The organism is Providencia sp. PROV032 (genome assembly GCF_028484875.1).
In the GTDB taxonomy this organism is placed as follows: Bacteria; Pseudomonadota; Gammaproteobacteria; order Enterobacterales; family Enterobacteriaceae; genus Providencia; species Providencia rettgeri_E.
In genome coordinates this window covers 1-20532 of the sequence record NZ_JAMPSX010000018.1, presented here as the reverse complement: position 1 = coordinate 20532, position 20532 = coordinate 1, and the positions used below count along the sequence as shown (strand labels likewise).

Below are 20532 nucleotides of genomic sequence, written 5' to 3'. Positions count from 1 at the left end.
ATCTACAACCAAAATGATGACAAACCACCATTCACTCCGTTATTACTTTCTAATTTTGACAATTTTAATTGAATTATCTTTTTTATTTAATCCCTTTTGAATTTATAAAAAAGTCAGCGTATATTTAATATTGAGCTCAAGATTAATAGTATTTAATTACCACATGGTCATTGAGGAATTAAAACATGAGTAATAATGCATTAAATTCAAAATATAATGGAATAGATGATGTCTACGCATCATTAGAATTATCCAAATCATTACCGAAAACCAAATTTCCATTGAAAGAACAAGCACCACGTAACGTATTTAGTGCAGTACGCGATGAATTAATGTTAGATGGGAATTCACGCCAAAACTTAGCAACATTCTGCCAGACATGGGTTGATGATGAAATTCGTGATTTGATGGACTTATCTATCGATAAAAATATGATAGATAAAGACGAATATCCACAAACCGCTGAAATTGAAAACCGCTGCGTACACATGTTAGCGGATTTATGGAATTCACCCGATGCAGAAAATACCCTTGGTTGTTCAACCATCGGCTCCTCAGAGGCTGCAATGCTTGGTGGGCTCGCGTTAAAATGGCAATGGCGCAAAAAACAAGCGGCTAAAGGGAAACCGACTGATAAACCCAATTTAATTTGTGGCCCTGTTCAAATCTGTTGGCACAAATTTGCCCGTTACTTCGATGTTGAGCTCAGAGAAATCCCACTGGAAGGCGACCGTCTGATTATGACCCCGGAAGAAGTGCTCAAACGTGTCGATGAAAACACCATTGGTGTCGTGCCAACGTTAGGAGTGACATTTACCTGCCAATATGAACCTGTCAAAGCCGTACACGATGCGCTCGATAAACTGCAAAAAGAGACCGGTCTGGATATTCCAATCCATGTGGATGGTGCGAGTGGCGGGTTCTTAGCCCCATTTTGTGCTCCTGACTTAGAATGGGATTTCCGTTTACCACGGGTAAAATCCATTAATGCGTCAGGCCATAAATTTGGTTTAGCCCCATTAGGCGCTGGCTGGGTAGTTTGGCGTGAAGCCAAAGATCTTCCAGAAGAATTGATTTTTAATGTGAATTATTTAGGCGGTAACATGCCAACATTCGCACTGAATTTCTCTCGCCCTGGCGGTCAAATCATTGCTCAATATTATAATTTCTTGAGACTAGGCCGCGAAGGCTATGCAAAAATCCACAACGCTTGCTATGCAACTGCACAATACCTCAGCCGTGAAATTGAAAAATTAGGGCCATTTGAAATGATTTTTGATGGTAATAGCCAAACGGGTATCCCTGCACTAGCCTGGAAACTTAAAGAAGGCACAACCACCAGCAAATATTCCCTCTATGATATCGCAGACAAACTGCGTAGCCGTGGCTGGCAAGTTCCCGCCTATTCAATGCCAGCAAACCGTGAAGATCTTGTTATTCAACGTATTCTAGTACGTCATGGCGTCAGTTTAGATTTAGCCGCATTACTCATTGATGACTTCAAACGTACCTTAGAGTATTTCGATAAGCACCCCGTCAATAACCCGCTAACGGAAGAAGAAGGCGGCGGCTTTAATCACAGTTAATTCTTTTATTCATGATTGTGTTGTTAACGAGCCAAAGAGCCTTAGGTTCTTTGGCTCCTACTGAGATCCGCCCAGCAAAGGCAGATTGTTTATCGATTTGAGGAGAACTCGTATGGCAACAACGACAGCTCCAGCCGCAAAACAGCTCACATTACTTGGTTTTTTCGCCATTACTGCATCGATGGTGATGGCCGTTTATGAATATCCAACATTTGCGACATCTGGCTTTAGTTTAGTATTTTTCCTGCTATTGGGAGGATTATTGTGGTTTATTCCTGTCGCCTTATGTGCCGCAGAGATGGCGACCGTGGAAGGTTGGGAGGAAGGTGGTGTATTTGCGTGGGTTTCCAATACATTAGGCGAACGCTGGGGATTTGCCGCCATTTCATTTGGTTATTTACAAATAGCAATTGGCTTTATTCCTATGCTGTATTTCGTCTTAGGGGCGCTTTCTTATATTTTAAATTGGCCAGAACTTAATACAGACCCAATCACTAAAACGATAGGCGCACTTGTTATTCTCTGGGTATTGGCTTTCACCCAGTTTGGTGGAACCAAATACACGGCAACCATTGCGAAAGTCGGTTTCTTTGCGGGTATCTTACTTCCAGCGCTGATTTTAGTCTTTTTGGCAATCAGTTATTTAGTCAGCGGCTCTCCATTGGCCATTGAAATTAGTACCGAAACCTTTATTCCTGATTTCACCAAAATTGGCACGCTCGTGGTATTTGTCGCCTTTATTTTGAGCTATATGGGCGTTGAAGCCTCAGCAACTCACGTTAATGAGATGAAAAACCCCGGCCGAGATTACCCCGCTGCGATGTTTTTACTCATGATAGCGGCAATCTGTTTAAGTTCAATTGGTGGGTTATCGGTAGCCGCCGTGATCCCAAACAGTGAAATCAATTTATCTGCTGGCGTGGTACAGACATTCAATGTGCTTGTTACACACTTTAATTCCTCCCTTGAATGGGCAGTAAGAATTATTGCTGCATTATTATTACTTGGTGTGCTGGCTGAGATTGCTTCTTGGATTGTGGGGCCATCCCGCGGTATGTATGTCGCGGCACAGAAAGGCATTTTGCCGCAAAGCTTTGCCAAGGTGAATAAAAATGGCGTTCCGGTCACACTGGTGATTTCCCAGTTGCTGATCACAACAGTCGCGATTATCGTCCTCACCAATACTGGGGGCGGTGGTAATATGTCATTCCTTATTGCGCTAGCCTTAACGGTAGTTATCTATTTATGTAGCTATTTCATGCTATTTTTAGGTTATATGCAGTTAGTTTGCAAACAACCCGAGAAAAAGCGTGTTTTCAATATACCGGGGGGTAAAGGCATTAAAGTGCTCATTGCGTTAGTTGGCCTGATTGTTTCTATTTTAGCCTTTGTGATTTCATTCTTCCCACCAAGTTCTTTACCGAATGGTGCGAGTAATACCACCTATGTGACGTTACTTGCGGTTAGCTTTGTGATTATTTTCTTACTGCCCTTTGTTATTTATGCTTTCCATAACAAACAAGGCAAGAAAACTAATGTCTCTATGGTGCATATCAAAACGCATAATGCGCCAACTAACCATTTCTTTATTCACCCTCGAGCACGTTCTGCATATCACTTGATCCATCATGATAAGCCAGATGATAGCTCATCCAACTCGCATTGATCTGCAAAATGATAAGGGCTGCCAAATGGCAGCCCTTAAATTATGTAATGACTTTCAAATGAAGAAAACTAACCCGTATTACGCATTCCTGCAGCCACACCAGCTATCGTCACCATCAGTGCTTGCTCAACACGTGGGTCTGAATGCTCTTGTTGGCGAGAACGGTGTAAAAGCTCTGCTTGTAAGACGTTTAATGGATCCGTATAAACATTACGTAATGCAATAGATTCCGCTATCCAAGGTAAATCTGCCATGAGCGCTTCGTCTTTCGAAACCGCCAATACGCTTTTAATATCCTCAGACAACTGGTCACGTAATTTTTGCCCCAATGGCCATAGCCGTTCTTCGACTAAACGGTGATCGTAATATTCCGCTAGCCATAAGTCCGCTTTTGCATAAACCATTTCTAACATCGCAATCCGTGTATTGAAGAATGGCCACTGCTGCCACATTTCATCAAGAACCGCTTGTTTACCTTCTTGCTCAATCACATGTTTGAGCGCTGCACCAGCCCCTAACCACGCAGGTAACATTAAGCGGTTTTGTGTCCATGCAAAAATCCATGGAATAGCACGCAAGGTTTCCACTCCCCCCGTTGGACGCCGTTTTGCAGGGCGTGACCCAAGCGGTAACTTGCCAAGCTCTAATTCTGGCGTCGCGGCACGGAAATAAGGCACAAAATCTGGTTGCTCACGCACATAATCACGGTACATCGCGCAAGAAACATCAGATAGCGAATCCATCACGGACTTCCACTCATCTTTTGGCTCTGGTGGCGGTAAAAGGTTCGCTTCTAATATAGCACTAGCGTATAACGCAAGGCTGCTGATGGTCACTTGTGGTAAACCAAACTTGAAGCGGATCATTTCCCCTTGCTCAGTCACACGCAAGCCACCTTTTAAGCTGCCAGGTGGTTGAGAAAGTAATGCAGAATGCGCAGGCGCACCACCGCGGCCAATTGTGCCGCCTCGTCCGTGGAATAGCGTCAATGTCACGCCTTCTTTTTCGCACAACTTAATCAATGCATCTTGTGCGCGATACTGCGCCCATGAAGCTGCCATTACCCCTGCATCTTTTGCTGAATCTGAGTAACCAATCATCACCATTTGACGATCATCGATAAGCTCGCGATACCATTCAATGCTTAACAGCTTTGTCATCACACTTTCAGCATTATTTAAATCTTCCAGTGTTTCGAATAGTGGCGCGACTGGTAAGCGGACCGACGCCCCATTCTCTTTTAGCAATAGTTTAACGGCCAACACATCTGACGGGACTTTCGCCATTGAAATCACATACGCCGCGACAGAATCATTTTTGGCTTTTGCTATCACTCGGCACGTTTCAAATACTTCCTGAGTTTCCGCACTTGGTTGCCAATCTTGTGGGATCAGTGGGCGTAGAGATTGCAACTCAGTCAGTAAGAACTGTTGTTTCTCTTCTTCTGACCACTGAGCGTAATCACCCAACCCTAAATACTGGGTTAGCTCTGCAATGGCTTCTGTATGACGCGTACTTTCTTGGCGCACATCAATGCGTACCAGCTGTAAACCAAAGCTACGGATGCGACGTAAAGTATCCAAGAGCTGACCATTGGCAATAATTTTCATATTGCAGGCAATCAGTGACTGATAACATGCGTATAACGGGTCCCACAATTGCGCGTTATCTGTTAATAAATCAGCGGGAGGCAGCACTTGCTCACCTTTAACACGGTGCTCTAAATACTCTAGCGTCGAAAATAGTTGGCTCCGTAAATTTTTCGCAATTTGGCGATAAGGTTCATCAACATCATCTCCTCCTGCTAGCGCACGCAGTTCTGGCGTTGCTTCTGTCATCGACAACTCAGAAACTAACACCTGAATATCTTTTAAGAATAAGTCTGCCGCTTTCCAGCGACTTAGTAATAGAACTTGGCGAGTCACATCCGCAGTCACGTTTGGGTTACCGTCACGGTCGCCCCCCATCCATGATGTAAAGCGAATCGGATTGGCTTCAACGGGTAATACTGCGCCAATAGAATCTTCCAACTGCTCATTAAATTCACGTAAGAAAGCAGGAACCCCTTCCCATAATGAGTTTTCAACAACGGCAAAACCCCATTTTGCCTCATCTATTGGTGTTGGGCGAATTTTACGAATTTCATCGGTGTGCCATGATTGCGCCACCAATTGGCGTAAACGACGCATGATATTATTGCGTTCGTAATCCGCGATATCATCATGGTCAAGTTGTGATAAACAGTTGTTTACCTCAACCAACTTATGGATCAATGTACGACGGGCAATTTCCGTTGGGTGAGCCGTTAAAACCAGCTCAATTGAAAGCTGTTCAACCGCTTTTTGGATATCGCCATCAGAGAAATTTTTGCCTTTTAGTCGGCTAAACAGATTTTTTAGTGCCACAGGGTTACTTGCCGCTTCACCATGAGGCGAAATGCTGTGATATTGCTCCGCGACGTTTGTCAGGTTTAAGAATTGGTTAAAAGCCCTTGCAACGGGTAGCAATTCATCATTAGAGAGATTTTGTAATGTCATCAGCAACTTTTGGCGCTGAACTTCATTACCTGCACGAGAAGATTTTGAAAGCTTACGAATGGACTCAACTTTGTCGAGTATGTCCTCACCTAAAGCTTCCTTGATGGTATCGCCGAGTAGCTTACCCAGCATACTGACATTACTGCGCATTGCGGAATATTGCTGATTCATGAGACTCCTGATCTTGTGCTTCTGGCAGAATGCATTCCCGCACGGTTCACGGTTAACAGACTGCTACCTGTTTCCTGTAACTAAATTTCAGTCGGCTGCGTTAGAGTTGTTGTTTTGTGATGCAAACCGCTAAATTTACCCTTCAGTGTATATTCATATCAGAAAAAAATGACTTTGGGGGATTTTTCTGAAATTTAATTACAGCCTTATTTTTATTAATTTTTCTTATTTAAGTATTGTTTCAGCGCAATATATCGTCGATTCAGCACTTTTAAGACATGAATAATGTTTAAGAATTAAATCATCAGAATAAAAAACAGAAAATGAAAGGATAAATTAAAAATTTTCATGATGCATTGATGCCCCCAATACCATAGGGAACACCAATGCGATTGAAAAATGATTATAAAAGTTGGGAGAGTCGGTTAAGATCGGACTGAATAGCACCCGCAGTCACATCACGCCCAGCGCCAGGGCCACGGATCACTAATGGGTTGTCTCGATACCACCGACTTTCGATAGCAAACACATTGTCGCCGGGTAATAATGAGGCCAGAGGATGTTCCGGTTTCACGGCTTCCACGCCCACTTTTGCTTTACCTTTTACCGCATCAAACCGCGCCACATAACGTAACACTAGCCCGAGTTCTTGCGCAGCTTCTAAGCGCTGCTGCATTTGTTCATTAATAACAGCACTGTTTTCGAAAAACTCATCCAAGGAGCCCGTTTGTGCTTGCTTTGGTACTAAAGATTCAACTCGCACATCATCCGGCTCAATATCATAACCCGCTTCACGGGCTAAAATAATTAATTTCCGCATGACATCTTGCCCCGATAGGTCAATACGTGGGTCTGGTTCAGTTAACCCTTGCTGCCAAGCTTGCTCTACTAGCTCACTAAATGGAATGGAGCCGTCAAACTGTAAAAATAGCCATGATAAGGTTCCCGAAAAAATACCACTGATACTCAGGATAGAATCACCGCTTTCTTTTAAGTCCCTAACCGTATAGTTAATCGGTAACCCAGCCCCTACTGTCGCGTTATATAACCAATGGCGGCCTGTTTTTGAAAATGCATCGCGAATTTGACGATACTGTGCCGTTTGCGCTGCACCTGCGATTTTATTTGCGCTGATCACATGAAAACCATAACTCGCAAAATCAACATAATTATCGGCCAGTGTTTCACTGGCGGTGACATCTAACACCACGAGATCATCATAAGGGTGGGAACGCATCCATAAAAATAGGTTATCATCCTCATGTTCTACCGCTTCATCATCAAAGAAAGCCAGTGCACGACTTGGGTCAATCCCTTGGTAATTCAGTAAGCTACGGCGGCTGTCTACTACGCCTGCTAAAACAAAATCAAAGTCACTACGTGCCGAAATCTTGTGTTGTTCCGCGTCAAAAAGCTCTAGCCAACGCGCGCCAATATTTCCTTTACCAAATAGCACTAAACCAATGCGTTTTTCTGCACGGAATAAGCTCTGATGCATACCTTTAATGAGGTGTTCCGTTTGGTTAGAGCGCAAAACAGCGACTAAACTGATAGCATCTTCTGAGTGCCAAATAAATTCAACAGGTTGCCCTTTCAGTTCCTCATAAAAACGGTGGCTATGTAACGGTTTTTTACACACCCCCGCACCGACTAATGCCACCAGAGAAAAACCTTCTCGTAGTGATAATGCCCCCGGCAAACCGGCTTCTTCAAGAGCATTTAAGGCACTTTCGACAATTTCGGAGGTATAACATAATTGCAGTAAAGAACGATCATGATGAATACCGCGAGCCAAAGGACGTAATTGAGCACGTTTAAGTAATAAGTCCACATCTTTGCAAATTTGTTTAAAGTCACGCCCTGTAGCGATGCGCAATTCGATTAAGCACACATCATCATGGCTAGTGACAATTTTTGCTCCTGCACCTGACGCAAGTACCCGCTCAATTTTTGTTGAACCTTGTTCAGGCTGATAGCTGCACCTTAATTGCAAATCAATATTGCTCACGGAAACAGGCTGTAAAGTGCGTGTGTGTAAAACAGGTGCCGCCAAACGTGCTAATTCACTGGCCTCATCTAGGCGCAATAAGGGTAACAAACAGGCATCTTTCACCTTGCGAGGGTCCGCGCTATATACCCCAGCAACATCACTCCAAATCGTGACTTTTTCAACACCAGCCAACGCGCCAACTTGTGTTGCAGAATAGTCACTTCCATTACGCCCAAGCAGTACTGTTTCACCTTGCTGATTACGCGAAATAAAGCCTGTCACGACAATACGTCTGTTCGGTAACTGAGTTAACTGCTGTTGCAATAAATAACGTGATTGGATTTCATCAACCTGTGGTTGGGCCGCGCGTTCAGCGCGTAAAAATAAGCGTGCATCTAACCAAGCGCTCATCATACCTGCCTGTGCAAGCACTTCAGCCATGAGACGCGCAGACCAAATTTCACCATGGCCGACCAATTCTGCATAAGTCGCATCATTTGTGGGTTGATCCAGCAATGCGCTTAAACGCTCTAAATCGTGAATAAATAATTGGCTTAATTCTATGGCTTTCTGTTCGGGCAAAAGAGATTCAATTAAATCAAGTTGATAACAGCGTAATGACTGTTGAGCTTGATGAGCTGAAATACGGTCACTTTGGCTTAATTTCAACCAATTAATCAACTGATTGGTTGTACTACCCGCGGCAGAAACCACCATTAAATCACCGGGTTGGCTATAGTTTGCCATAATTGTTGCAACGCGTTGATAGCACTTTGCATCGGCTAAACTGCTGCCCCCAAACTTATGTAACTGGCGGTGGCAAGGAGCCACCTCAACCGCTGTTAGTACACTCATCAAAAAACTCCGCTAACGTTGTGCCGCAACCTTAAATGCGTGGTCTAAGTCTGTGATTAAATCCTGAGAGTCTTCAATTCCCACTGAAATTCTTAGCAAGCTATCTGTGATCCCCGCTTGCGCACGGGCTTCTACTGACATACCTGCATGCGTCATTGTCGCGGTATGGGAAATCAATGTTTCCACACCACCTAATGACTCCGCTAATGTAAACAAGCTGAGAGAGCGAAGAAAATGGCGAAGTTGTGACTCATCACCTGCAAATTCAAAACTCAGCATCGCTCCAAAGCCTTTTTGTTGTTTTACTGCTATTTCGTGCCCGGGGTGATCTTCTAACGCAGGATAATACAATTTTTTCACTAAAGGCTGTGATTTAAGATATTTTACGATCTCTTGTGCATTTTGCTGTTGCTGTAATACACGTGGAGATAACGTTCTGATACCTCGCAAGAGTAGATAGCTATCAAAAGCGCCCCCAGTAACACCAATATTATTCGCCCACCAAGCAAGCTCTATTACCCACTTTTCTTCTTTCGCAATCACCACTCCTGCAACGATATCAGAATGGCCATTCAGGTATTTAGTACATGAATGCACCACAAAATCTGCGCCGAGTGAAAGAGGCTGCTGCAAAATTGGGCTTAAAAAAGTATTATCGACAACGACTAATGCCCCTACATCATGGGCTAACTGGGCAATATGCTGTATATCAAAAATTCTTAATAGTGGGTTACTTGGTGTTTCGATTAACACTAATTTGGGTTTTTTCGCTAATGCTGCCTGCAATGCAGATTCATCACTTTGGTCGACAAATTGCACCTGATAAGCCCCACGCTGGCTTTGGCTATTAAATAACCGGTAGCTTCCACCGTAACAGTCATGTGGCGCAACGAGTAAATCCCCCGGTTGCAGAAAAACGGTACATAACAGATGAAGCGCAGACATCCCACTGTTAGTTAGTACCGAACCACTCCCCCCCTCAAGTTGTGCCAATGTTTTTTGCACAATATCACGCCCTGGGTTTCCACGACGTGAATAATCATGAGCTCTCGGTTCATTAAAGTCAGTAAAATTATAGGTACTGGATAAATAAATGGGAGGCACTACGCAACCAAATTGTTGATCTTCATTTAATCCATTATGAATTGCGATAGTTGACGGCTTGTAAGTCATAAACGCTTCTCCTGAACAGTGATAGGCTAAATCATACCCATCGGATGTTTGGACGTCAATATATCTAGACGTCTAAACCTCTTTACGTTTATATCAACTAATGGAATAATCAACCTTAATTATGATGTGTAAATTGATAGTCAATCACACAAATCAGCTTAACTTACTCATTTCACAAAAAATATTGTGATAAACTAAGTTAAGTGTCGTCACGTTTGTATGCAGTTCTTCATCCTTGAAAGCTTAGATTAAGTTTCTATTAAAAAGAATGTGCATATTATTTTTAATTATTACTGAAAATATCCAAGGTATCCCATGGCTGAATGGAATGGTGAGTATGTCAGTCCGTATGCTGAACATGGCAAAAAGAGTGAGCAAGTTAAAAAAATCACAGTATCTATCCCATTAAAAGTACTGAAAATTTTAACTGATGAGCGGACTCGTCGTCAGATTAACAACTTACGCCATGCCACTAACAGTGAACTCCTGTGTGAAGCTTTTTTACATGCATTCACAGGCCAACCACTGCCAAATGATGAAGATTTGCGTAAAGAGCGTAATGACGAGATCCCTGAAGCAGCAAAAGAAATTATGCGTGAATTAGGTATCGACCCGGAAACGTGGGAATATTAATTTCCATTTGCTACGCCTGTATTTCCTAATTTTAACTACGTCGCAAGCCTTGCGGCGTAGTTCCCCCCCTACTTTTCCCAAATACCGATAAATTAGTTTAGATTTAACTAGAACTAAATAGGTTCTTACTCATTTGCCAAACCTGATTCATTAACATTAAATACGGTTAAAATTAACAGGATAACACTTTAGCTTTTTGTGCTTTTTTATGTTTTAGTTCTATTTGATTAACTAATTTAATATTTTAGTAGCTATTTGTTTTGTTTATCAATAACAGAGTAATTTAACTTAAATCAATTGAAAATTATGCCATATAATAGATAAGGATATTTAACTAACTATTAAATGGTAAATAAGCAATGAAAAAAGTAATTTTAGCTTCTCTTTTAAGCCTTACGTTTAGTGGTCTGGCTATGGCATCTGGTAATGGTTTTTATGTTTCTGGAAAATTAGGTACATCTATTCTTAAATTATCAGACCAGAAATGGGAAGAATCAGATGTAGGTTTTTATGAAAGCTATAACAACGGCAGCAAAACCAAGGCAGTATTCGGTGGTGGTATTGCATTAGGTTATGACTTATATGATGTGACATCTCTTCCGTTGCGTGCTGAATTAGACATTACACTAAGAGGTAAAGCTTCATCTAAACATAATCTTTTCTATGAAAACAATAGTTTCTTTACCGCTTCAGATGACATTAAAAACGATATCACATTAAATACCTTCATGGTTAATGCTTATTATGACTTCAAAAATGAAACCAATTTTACCCCTTACGTATCCGTTGGATTAGGTTTAGCAAGTATTAAGCATAAATCTAGTTATTCATACGAAGAAAAAAGCCATCAGGGTATGTACTATGGTTATGATTCATTATCTAAATCGAAAACCAACAGTAACTTTGCTTGGAGCTTAGGTTTAGGTTCACAATATGCAATTAATGATAACCTTTCATTAGATTTAAGCTATCGTTTCTTAGATGCTGGCAAATCTGACGTAAGCTATAAAGATGATGGCGAAACGCTCAAGTCTAAAGTGAAAGTACGTAGTAATGACATCATGTTTGGTGTGCTTTACCGTTTCTAACGGCTTATTTTAGGCATTAAAAAAGGGAAACTCAGTTTCCCTTTTTTTCGCATTTCACAAGTTCGATTATTTTTTAGAACCTGGGATGCTGAAACGTTGGTTGAAGCGATCAACACGACCACCAGTCGCAACGTCACGCTGTTTACCAGTATAGAACGGGTGGCAGTTACCACAAACGTCCAGGTTCAGCGAGTGACCAGCAGTTGAATTAATTTTCATTACATTACCGCAAGAACAAGTTGCAGTAACTTCTTCGTATTTAGGGTGAATACCTTTTTTCATGGGAGAACCTCTATTAAGGCCGTGTCGCCATTCCAGCCCTAACGCCGGACACCACACGTCGTGTTGATTGAATTTAATATATTGGTAAAAATAGATACCAAAGGCGGCGGATCATACAGAAATTCTGTTTATCACGCAATGAAAACCGAGTAAATTTTGTGGTACTCTAGTCAACAATCGCTCGCATTATCGCATAAAAAACAGACGGAAAACCAGATATGATCGTCGTTCAGGTGGCTTTACCTGTCCCTTTAAACCGCACATTTGATTATCGCCTTCCTGATAACATGCCACTCCCTGTTGTCGGCAGCCGTGTTATGGTGCCATTTGGCAAGCGCCAAGCCCTTGGTATTGTGGTAAAGCACAGCGATAAAAGCGAGTTTGCTGAAGATAAATTAAAAGCCATCGAGTTGGTTCTCGACCACCAAACACTCTTCCCTGATGATATTTGGCAACTCTTACTGTGGTCTTCTCAGTACTATCATTACCCAATAGGCGAAGTACTCTTCCACGCATTACCCACACTATTGCGCCAAGGTAAACCCGCTGAATTTACCCCTATTTGGCAATGGCAAGTAACGGATGAAGGCTTAGCGGTTGACCTTAATGAGCTAAAACGTTCTCCAAAACAGCAGCAAGCTCTTGCACTTCTGCGTCGTCGACCCGTTTATCGCCATCAAGTCAGTGAGCTTGAAATCAGTGAAAGCGCTTTGCAAGCACTGAAAAAGAAAGCTTATATTGATTTGCACCCCGTTCCACCGACTAGCGAAAAGTGGCAACCAAGCTTCACAGTTTGTGGTGAAAGGCTGCGTCTTAATAGTGAGCAAGCGACAGCTGTCGGTGCTATACGTGCTGAAGATGACCAATTTTCACCATGGCTGCTCGCTGGGATCACAGGGTCCGGTAAGACGGAAGTGTACCTAAGTGTATTGGAAAATGTCCTTGCCCAAGGTAAACAAGCTTTAGTTTTGGTACCTGAAATTGGCTTGACCCCACAAACCATTAGCCGTTTTCGTGAGCGCTTCAATGCCCCCGTTGATGTGTTGCACTCAGGGCTGAACGATAGCGAGCGTTTAGCTGTTTGGTTACGCGCTAAGCAAGGGCAAAATGCCATTATTATTGGGACTCGCTCGGCACTGTTCACCCCTTTCGCCCACCTTGGCATTATTATTATTGATGAAGAGCATGACAGCTCATATAAACAGCAAGATGGCTGGCGTTATCATGCCCGTGATTTAGCGGTTTTCCGTGCTAAAAAGAACAATATACCGATTGTCATGGGTACTGCGACGCCATCATTAGAAACCTTATTCAATGTTCAACAACATAAATATCGGCAATTAAATCTCACTATTCGGGCAGGTAATGCACGCCCCGCGACTCAACACCTTATTGACTTAAAAGGCCAGCCACTAAAATTTGGCCTTTCACACTTATTAATTCAACACATTAAAGAGCACCTTGCACAAAACAATCAGGTGATTTTATTTTTAAATCGCCGTGGTTATTCCCCTGCATTGATTTGCCATGAATGTGGTTGGATTGCAGAGTGCCAGCGTTGTGACCACTATTACACCCTGCACCAAAATTTTCATCAATTACGCTGCCACCATTGCGATAGCCAGCGCCCTGTTCCTCGCCAATGCCCACAATGTGGTTCAACGCATTTAGTGCCTGTTGGTATGGGAACTGAGCAACTTGAGGAAGGGATTTGTGAACTGTTCCCTGATACCCCCGTTACCCGTATTGACCGTGATACCACCAGTCGCAAAGGGGAACTAGAGCAGCATTTGAACCAAGTGCACGAAGGAGGGGCTCGCATTCTCATTGGTACGCAGATGCTCGCCAAGGGCCACCACTTTCCTGATGTTACCTTAGTCGCCTTATTAGATGTCGATGGGGCTTTATTTTCGAGTGATTTTCGTGCAGCCGAACGGTTTGCTCAATTATACGTGCAAGTTTCTGGCCGAGCGGGACGAGCCGGTAAGCAAGGCGAAGTGTTCTTACAAACCCACCATCCCGAGCACCCTCTGTTACTCACACTGCTTGAAGAGGGTTATCACGCATTTACCCAAGAAGCGATGGAAGAGCGTAGGGTCGCGATGTTACCGCCTTACACCAGCCATATATTGATACGCTCGGAAGATCACAATAACCAAGATTCACGTCAATTTCTGCAAAATGTACGGCAATATATTGCTGAACATCCCCAAAGTGACGCGAAAATGTGGATCCTAGGCCCTTCGCCGTCGATTCAAGCCAAACGCGGTGGCCGATTCCGCTGGCAATTGCTATTGCAACACCCTTCCCGCCTTTATCTACAGCAGTTTATGACGAAGCGACTACCAGAAATTCTTCAACAGCCAGAAAGTCGTAAAGTAAAATGGAATATTGATGTTGACCCGACAGATTGTTAACTCATTACTCATGCTAAATGATTCATTTTATCTAACCATTTAACGTTATAAACCCTGCCAATATTTTCTTCGCAGTATGTTGATAACTTTGAATTATTTACCCTATAATGCTAAACAGCTAATTTGAGCGTTTTTTATACACATTGAGTTTCGTTTATCTTTTTGCCCTTAGCATTATTTTCAAAATTTGCGAAGCAGCTCTAAAAAATGATGCAAGTCACACTTTTTATGCAAACTAGGTAACAGATATTCTTGAGAAACCAATTAGAATAACCACTAATAATGACGTACTTGCGCCATTCAAAAAAAGCAAACGATTAAATCAATCTAAGGAAGGCGTTGTGGAAAGTAAAAAACACAATAACACGGCAACAATGAAAGATGTTGCTAGTGCCGCGGGGGTTTCGACAGCGACAGTATCTAGAACACTCATGAACCCGGAAAAAGTTTCTTTGCAAACACGCCAAAAAGTCGAACAAGCGGTGATGGATGTGGGCTATTATCCTCATAACCTTGCTAGAAGCTATAAGCGCAATGAATCAAAAACGATTCTAGTACTCGTTCCTAATATCCGTGACCCTTTCTTTAGTGATGTCGTGTGCGGAATTGAAGAAATCGCTGCTCAAGAAGGTTATTTTGTTTTGATTGGGGACTGCAAACACCAAGAAAAACAAGAAAATGCCTTTATTAATCTCATTATTACCAAACAAATTGATGGCATGGTCTTATTGGGCTCAAATATTCCCTTCGATATCTCAACTGAGGAGCAGAAAAACCTCCCTCCGATTGTGATGGCAAATGAATTTGCCCCTGAACTAAAACTGCCTACTGTACATATTGATAACCTCACCGCCGCATTTAATGCGACACATTATTTGCAAAAACAAGGCCATAAACTGATTGCTTGTATTGCAGGCCCTGACCATATGCCTTTAAGTCAATACCGTTTAGAAGGTTATAAAAAAGCTATGTTGCGCACAGGCGAAAAATTGCGTGAAAATTATATTATTCGTGGTGATTTTACCCATGAAGGTGGTGCAGAAGCGGTAAAAACATTAATGTCACTGCCTGAACCACCAACTGCAATCTTTTGCCATAGTGATATCATGGCAATTGGCGCGATGTGGCAAGCGAAAAAAATGGGTTTAACGCTCCCAGATGACCTTTCTTTTGTTGGTTTCGATAACTTAGAGCAAGCAAAGTACACCTTGCCAGCCCTAACAACCATCAACCAGCCTCGCGCTGAAATTGGTCATCATGCCATGCAGTTACTACTTGAGCAGATCCATGGACACAATGTTAACCCAGGTTCACGTCTCCTAGATTCTGATTTAATCATCAGAGAGAGCACAAAAGCGCCTAAAAGCTAGTCAAAGTTGCTCAGGTTAAGTAACATGTTAAGCCAAATGACGACGAACAATTGATAACTAGTGAATTAATAGCGTGGCACAAAAAGATTATGTAGCTCGAGGGCGTTCATCCGCCCGTAAAAAAAGCAAGGGTAAATCCAAAAAAGCACAAGGACTACCAATGACAACATTGGTTGTCGCTGTCGCGATTGTTGTGCTATTTGTTGGCGGCCTGTTTTACATCACCCAAAACAAAAAGGACACGCCGCAACCCCAAGTTGTCACACCAACAACACCGGGAAACACGCTTCCACCAAAACCTGAAGAGCGTTGGCGCTATATTAAAGAGCTCGAACGTCGTGGTATGGATTCGCCAAATATTCAACAACCAAGCACAGGCAATAATATTGTGCGCCCATCCGATTTAACACCTGAGCAGCGCCAGCTATTAGAACAAATCGATTCTGATAGACGCCAGCCTGTCACTAACTTGCAAGAAATCCCTGCAAACGGTAAACCAGTGCCGCGCTCCCAAGTGCTTATCAATGAGCCCGCTCAACCTATCGAGCCAGTACAACGTAAACCGGTGGTCAATACACCTACGAAGCCTGAGGCTCAATCACCTGTCCCCGCGGCTCAACCACAAACTGCACCCAGTACTAAACCGGCCAACAATTTGCAAAATATGATTGTTCAATGCGGTTCATTCCGTACAGCTGAACAAGCTGGGTCTGTACAAGCCACTTTGGCATTTTCAGGTATTGAAAGCCGTGTAAGTGCTGGTGGCGGTTGGCACCGTATTATTTTAGGCCCTTATTCCAAGCCCACGGCCGAAAAAATGCGTGACCGCGCAGCAGGTGCAGGTGTTTCTGGTTGTATTCTTCGAGCTTCTGGGGGTTGAAAAACCCCAGCGCCCCCCCCATGTACTGTTTTAATGTACTCATGAGCGGTACTTTGTGTCTTCAACCTAGTTCAAGTGATAGTTAATTAAACAACTATCACTTGAATTTAATCTTTTGAAAATCACATTCAACCGCATTCTTTTTTTGTAATAAAACCAGGGGCTAACTCATGACAACAATCGTAAGTGTTCGCCGTAATGGCCAGGTCGTAATTGGTGGTGATGGACAGGCGACGATGGGTAATACCGTCATGAAAGGCAATGTCCGCAAAGTTCGCCGTTTATACAACGACAAAGTCATTGCCGGATTTGCCGGTGGCACCGCAGACGCATTCACATTATTTGAACTGTTCGAACGCAAACTCGAACTTCATCAGGGTCATTTAACCAAAGCAGCCGTTGAACTTGCTAAAGATTGGCGTACTGACCGCATGCTTCGTAAATTAGAAGCCTTATTAGCTGTCGCTGATGAACACACGTCACTGATCATTACGGGTAATGGCGATGTGGTTCAACCGGAAAACGACTTGATTGCCATTGGCTCCGGTGGCCCATATGCGCAATCAGCCGCACGTGCTTTGTTAGAAAATACAGACTTAAGCGCTAAAGAAATCGCTGAAAAAGCCCTCGCAATTGCAGGTGATATCTGTATTTACACCAACCATAACGTCAACTTTGAAGAAATTTCTTCAAAATCATAAGGATTGCTAGTATGTCCGAAATGACTCCACGCGAAATTGTCAGCGAACTCGACAATCATATTATTGGCCAAAATAAAGCCAAACGCTCTGTTGCGATTGCTCTGCGTAACCGCTGGCGCCGTATGCAGTTAAACGAAATATTACGTCACGAAGTTACCCCAAAAAATATTTTGATGATTGGCCCAACAGGGGTAGGTAAAACTGAAATTGCTCGCCGCCTTGCAAAATTAGCCAATGCGCCATTTATCAAAGTTGAAGCGACCAAATTTACTGAAGTCGGCTATGTTGGTAAAGAAGTTGACTCCATCATTCGCGATTTAACTGATTCAGCCGTTAAAATGGTGCGTTTACAGTCTATCGAGAAAAACCGCTACCGTGCTGAAGAAATGGCTGAAGAGCGTATTTTAGATGTGCTTATCCCACCAGCAAAAAATAACTGGGGGCAGTCTGAGCCAACAGATGAGCATTCTCCAGCTCGTCAAGCATTCCGTAAAAAATTACGTGAAGGCCAATTAGACGATAAAGAAATTGAAATCGAAGTCGCTGCCTCCCCTATGGGCGTTGAAATCATGGCGCCTCCAGGCATGGAAGAGATGACTAATCAGTTACAATCCATGTTCCAAAACTTAGCGGGCCAAAAGCAAAAACCTCGTAAGATGAAAATCAAAGAGGCATTCAAACTGCTCGTTGAAGAAGAAGCGGCTAAATTAGTCAACCCTGAAGAACTGAAAGAACAAGCGATTGAAGCCGTTGAACAAAATGGTATTGTTTTCATCGACGAGTTCGACAAAATTTGTAAACGTGGTGGACAAAGTTCAGGCCCAGATGTGTCCCGTGAAGGGGTTCAACGCGATTTACTGCCATTAATCGAAGGCTGCACGATTTCCACTAAACACGGGATGGTCAAAACTGACCACATTCTGTTTATTGCTTCAGGTGCGTTCCAAGTTTCGAGCCCATCAGACTTGATCCCTGAGCTCCAAGGCCGTCTACCAATTCGCGTTGAGCTACAAGCACTAACAACGGAAGATTTTGTGCGAATTCTGACTGAACCAAACGCTTCATTAACTGAACAGTATAAAGCGTTGATGGCGACAGAAGGCGTGAATATCGAATTCACAACTGACGGTATTCGTAAGATTGCGGAATCAGCATGGCAAGTCAATGAGTCAACCGAAAATATTGGTGCTCGTCGCTTACACACGGTGCTTGAACGCTTAATGGAAGATATTTCTTTTGATGCCAGTGACCGTAACGGACAAACCATCCAAATCGATGCAGACTATGTCAAACAGCACTTAGATGAGCTGGTGGCAGATGAAGACTTGAGTAGATTTATTTTATAATCTTATTAATTATCTGGTTTTCATGTATCCTTAATATACATCGACTAAAGTGCAGCTTTTATCGCTGCACTTTTTTCTATTAAATATTCCGCCCATTACATTGAAAATATTCAGGTATCTCTCTATATGATGGGTCATTAAACTATCAAGAACACGTCTCTAAAGAGTTTGAATTATAGGTAACTGCATGCAGTCGACATCCACAACAATAAGTCGTAAACAAGCTTGGATTGAAAGTCTCCGCCCTAAAACCCTACCATTAGGGGTGATTGCGATTGTGACAGGCTCTGCACTCGCTTATTTAACGAATAATTTTAAATGGCCCGTCGCTTTATTAGCACTTATCACCGCGGGTTTATTACAGATTTTATCTAACCTTGCGAATGACTATGGTGATGCGGTCAAAGGCTCTGATACAGCTGAACGTATTGGTCCATTACGTGGCATGCAAAAAGGCGTTATCACGCAAGCGGATATGAAAAAAGCGCTGAAGCTCAATATTACGGCTGCCTGTCTTTCCGGCTTACTGTTAATTATTGTCGCCTGTGAAAAACCCGAGGATGCCATTGGTTTTGTCGCATTAGGGCTCATCGCTATCGTTGCGGCCATTACCTATACCGTCGGCAAGAAACCGTATGGCTACCTAGGGTTAGGGGATATCTCTGTCTTAATATTCTTTGGCTGGCTAAGTGTTATTGGGACTTATTATTTACAAGCAAATAGTTTTAATATCATCACTGTCCTACCTGCAACGGCGTGTGGGTTGCTCTCTGTCGCGGTATTGAATATCAATAATATGCGCGATATCGAAAACGATATTAAAGCAGGTAAAAATACCCTAGCAGTGCGCTTAGGCCCCCAAGGGGCTCGCGTTTATCACGCCATTATTATTATTGCGGCTATTTTATGTTTGGCCTTTTTTAATCTAATTTATCTACACGGCTGGAGCGGTTGGCTATTTTTACTTGCCGTACCAATGCTGATGAACCATTTACGCCGTGTTCTGAGTGACCCAACGCCAGAAGGTATGCGTCCTTTACTGGAAAATATGGTAAAAGCGGCACTCGTGACCAACGTTTTATTCTCTATTGGCGTTGTAATGAGCAAATAATAATCACTATTTGTCGTTTTTTTGACTTTTTCCGCCTATTTTTAGGCGGGTAACTTTGCCAAGTACCGTTCAAAAGGGATATACTGGTTACCTCTTGCAGCAAAAAAGACCTAACTCCTATGAAATATGATACTTCCGAACTCTGCGATATTTACCAAGAAAGCGTTAACGTGGTAGAACCCCTTTTCTCCAACTTTGGTGGACGTACTTCATTTGGCGGTCAAATCATTACAGTTAAGTGTTTTGAAGATAACGGCCTAGTGTATGATTTGCTGGAAGAGGATGGCACAGGGCGTATCCTACTCGTTGATGGCGGCGGCTCTGTCCGTAAGGCACTCATTGACGCTGAAATTGCAAGGCTAGCCGTTGATAACCACTGGGAAGGTATTGTGGTTTATGGTGCAGTTCGTCAGGTAGATGCGCTGATGGAACTTGATCTCGGTATTCAGGCTATCGCTGCGATGCCTGCAGGTTGCCCTGATGAAGGTATTGGTGAAAGTGATATCCGCGTTAATTTCGGCGGCGTCACTTTCTTCTCAGGCGATTACCTTTATGCCGATAACACTGGCATTATCCTTTCTGAAGAGCCATTAATTCCGTCTGAGAACGACGATTTTATCGAAGATGACAATATCGACGCATAATCCGTTAAAAATTCTACAAATAAGGGCTGCAAATTATTGCAGCCCTTATTTTTATACTCTAGAACATGAGGTGTGATGAAAG

Annotated in this window: 15 protein-coding genes; 11 read left to right on the top strand and 4 right to left on the bottom strand. The window is 42.9% G+C overall.

What is annotated here, in order from left to right; all coding sequences use genetic code 11:
* Positions 1 to 185: 185 nt before the first annotated feature.
* Together PSF42_RS13280 and gadC are read left to right on the top strand one after the other, a co-directional pair.
* Positions 186 to 1586 (top strand): glutamate decarboxylase, encoded by a 1401-nt coding sequence (locus PSF42_RS13280; RefSeq protein ID WP_125893466.1) that lies wholly within the window; start codon positions 186 to 188, stop codon positions 1584 to 1586.
* Positions 1587 to 1698: 112 nt separating this feature from the next.
* Entirely contained in the window at positions 1699 to 3252 is a 1554-nt protein-coding gene (gene gadC / locus PSF42_RS13275) for a glutamate:gamma-aminobutyrate antiporter (RefSeq protein ID WP_125893468.1), read from the top strand.
* A 68-nt stretch (positions 3253 to 3320) separates the two neighbouring features.
* Here gadC and ppc read toward each other — a convergent pair whose 3' ends face one another.
* From ppc to metB, 3 genes are all read right to left on the bottom strand, one after another.
* Positions 3321 to 5960: a phosphoenolpyruvate carboxylase gene (gene ppc / locus PSF42_RS13270; protein ID WP_272680177.1), complete on the bottom strand. Its 2640-nt coding sequence runs from the start codon at positions 5958 to 5960 to the stop codon at positions 3321 to 3323.
* Positions 5961 to 6363: 403 nt separating this feature from the next.
* Positions 6364 to 8805 (bottom strand): bifunctional aspartate kinase/homoserine dehydrogenase II, encoded by a 2442-nt coding sequence (locus PSF42_RS13265; protein WP_125893472.1) that lies wholly within the window; start codon positions 8803 to 8805, stop codon positions 6364 to 6366.
* 12 nt (positions 8806 to 8817) lie between these two features.
* Positions 8818 to 9978, bottom strand: coding sequence for a cystathionine gamma-synthase (gene metB, locus PSF42_RS13260; RefSeq protein WP_125893474.1), 1161 nt, complete (start codon positions 9976 to 9978; stop codon positions 8818 to 8820).
* Positions 9979 to 10293: 315 nt separating this feature from the next.
* Here metB and metJ point away from each other — a divergent pair, with 315 nt between their 5' ends.
* A complete protein-coding gene (gene metJ, locus PSF42_RS13255; RefSeq protein WP_004265315.1) occupies positions 10294 to 10611 on the top strand; it encodes a met regulon transcriptional regulator MetJ in 318 nt (105 codons plus the stop codon).
* Positions 10612 to 10970: 359 nt separating this feature from the next.
* Positions 10971 to 11699: an outer membrane protein gene (locus PSF42_RS13250; RefSeq protein WP_272680176.1), complete on the top strand. Its 729-nt coding sequence runs from the start codon at positions 10971 to 10973 to the stop codon at positions 11697 to 11699.
* A gap of 66 nt (positions 11700 to 11765) precedes the next feature.
* Here PSF42_RS13250 and rpmE read toward each other — a convergent pair whose 3' ends face one another.
* Positions 11766 to 11981, bottom strand: a complete 216-nt coding sequence (gene rpmE, locus PSF42_RS13245) for a 50S ribosomal protein L31 (RefSeq protein ID WP_004265313.1) — start codon at positions 11979 to 11981, stop codon at positions 11766 to 11768.
* 218 nt (positions 11982 to 12199) lie between these two features.
* Between rpmE and priA the strand changes: the two genes are divergently transcribed.
* The 7 genes from priA to rraA all read left to right on the top strand — a co-directional run bounded on the left by priA (position 12200) and on the right by rraA (position 20450).
* On the top strand, positions 12200 to 14398 hold the full coding sequence (gene priA / locus PSF42_RS13240; protein ID WP_248467231.1) for a primosomal protein N': 2199 nt from the start codon (positions 12200 to 12202) through the stop codon (positions 14396 to 14398).
* A gap of 341 nt (positions 14399 to 14739) precedes the next feature.
* Positions 14740 to 15768, top strand: a complete 1029-nt coding sequence (gene cytR / locus PSF42_RS13235) for a DNA-binding transcriptional regulator CytR (RefSeq protein ID WP_125893480.1) — start codon at positions 14740 to 14742, stop codon at positions 15766 to 15768.
* A 73-nt stretch (positions 15769 to 15841) separates the two neighbouring features.
* Complete coding sequence (ftsN, locus tag PSF42_RS13230; RefSeq protein WP_272680175.1) at positions 15842 to 16648, top strand: cell division protein FtsN; 807 nt, start codon at positions 15842 to 15844, stop codon at positions 16646 to 16648.
* Between the two features lie 170 nt (positions 16649 to 16818).
* Positions 16819 to 17349 carry an ATP-dependent protease subunit HslV gene (hslV, locus tag PSF42_RS13225; RefSeq protein WP_004265304.1) on the top strand — a complete coding sequence of 177 codons (531 nt, stop codon included), beginning with the start codon at positions 16819 to 16821 and terminating at the stop codon, positions 17347 to 17349.
* Between the two features lie 11 nt (positions 17350 to 17360).
* Positions 17361 to 18695, top strand: a complete 1335-nt coding sequence (gene hslU, locus PSF42_RS13220) for an HslU--HslV peptidase ATPase subunit (protein WP_125893484.1) — start codon at positions 17361 to 17363, stop codon at positions 18693 to 18695.
* 187 nt (positions 18696 to 18882) lie between these two features.
* Positions 18883 to 19806 (top strand): 1,4-dihydroxy-2-naphthoate polyprenyltransferase, encoded by a 924-nt coding sequence (locus tag PSF42_RS13215; RefSeq protein WP_125893486.1) that lies wholly within the window; start codon positions 18883 to 18885, stop codon positions 19804 to 19806.
* Between the two features lie 119 nt (positions 19807 to 19925).
* A complete protein-coding gene (rraA, locus tag PSF42_RS13210; protein WP_125893488.1) occupies positions 19926 to 20450 on the top strand; it encodes a ribonuclease E activity regulator RraA in 525 nt (174 codons plus the stop codon).
* Positions 20451 to 20532: the final 82 nt, after the last annotated feature.

What these genes read in the sequence shown, in the direction of transcription:
- PSF42_RS13280 (WP_125893466.1), top strand. Translation starts at nt 186, where the DNA reads ATGAGTAATAATGCATTAAATTCAAAATATAATGGAATAGATGATGTC.
- gadC (WP_125893468.1), top strand. Translation starts at nt 1,699, where the DNA reads ATGGCAACAACGACAGCTCCAGCCGCAAAACAGCTCACATTACTTGGT.
- ppc (WP_272680177.1), bottom strand. Translation starts at nt 5,960, where the DNA reads ATGAATCAGCAATATTCCGCAATGCGCAGTAATGTCAGTATGCTGGGT.
- PSF42_RS13265 (WP_125893472.1), bottom strand. Translation starts at nt 8,805, where the DNA reads ATGAGTGTACTAACAGCGGTTGAGGTGGCTCCTTGCCACCGCCAGTTA.
- metB (WP_125893474.1), bottom strand. Translation starts at nt 9,978, where the DNA reads ATGACTTACAAGCCGTCAACTATCGCAATTCATAATGGATTAAATGAA.
- metJ (WP_004265315.1), top strand. Translation starts at nt 10,294, where the DNA reads ATGGCTGAATGGAATGGTGAGTATGTCAGTCCGTATGCTGAACATGGC.
- PSF42_RS13250 (WP_272680176.1), top strand. Translation starts at nt 10,971, where the DNA reads ATGAAAAAAGTAATTTTAGCTTCTCTTTTAAGCCTTACGTTTAGTGGT.
- rpmE (WP_004265313.1), bottom strand. Translation starts at nt 11,981, where the DNA reads ATGAAAAAAGGTATTCACCCTAAATACGAAGAAGTTACTGCAACTTGT.
- priA (WP_248467231.1), top strand. Translation starts at nt 12,200, where the DNA reads ATGATCGTCGTTCAGGTGGCTTTACCTGTCCCTTTAAACCGCACATTT.
- hslV (WP_004265304.1), top strand. Translation starts at nt 16,819, where the DNA reads ATGACAACAATCGTAAGTGTTCGCCGTAATGGCCAGGTCGTAATTGGT.
- hslU (WP_125893484.1), top strand. Translation starts at nt 17,361, where the DNA reads ATGTCCGAAATGACTCCACGCGAAATTGTCAGCGAACTCGACAATCAT.
- PSF42_RS13215 (WP_125893486.1), top strand. Translation starts at nt 18,883, where the DNA reads ATGCAGTCGACATCCACAACAATAAGTCGTAAACAAGCTTGGATTGAA.
- rraA (WP_125893488.1), top strand. Translation starts at nt 19,926, where the DNA reads ATGAAATATGATACTTCCGAACTCTGCGATATTTACCAAGAAAGCGTT.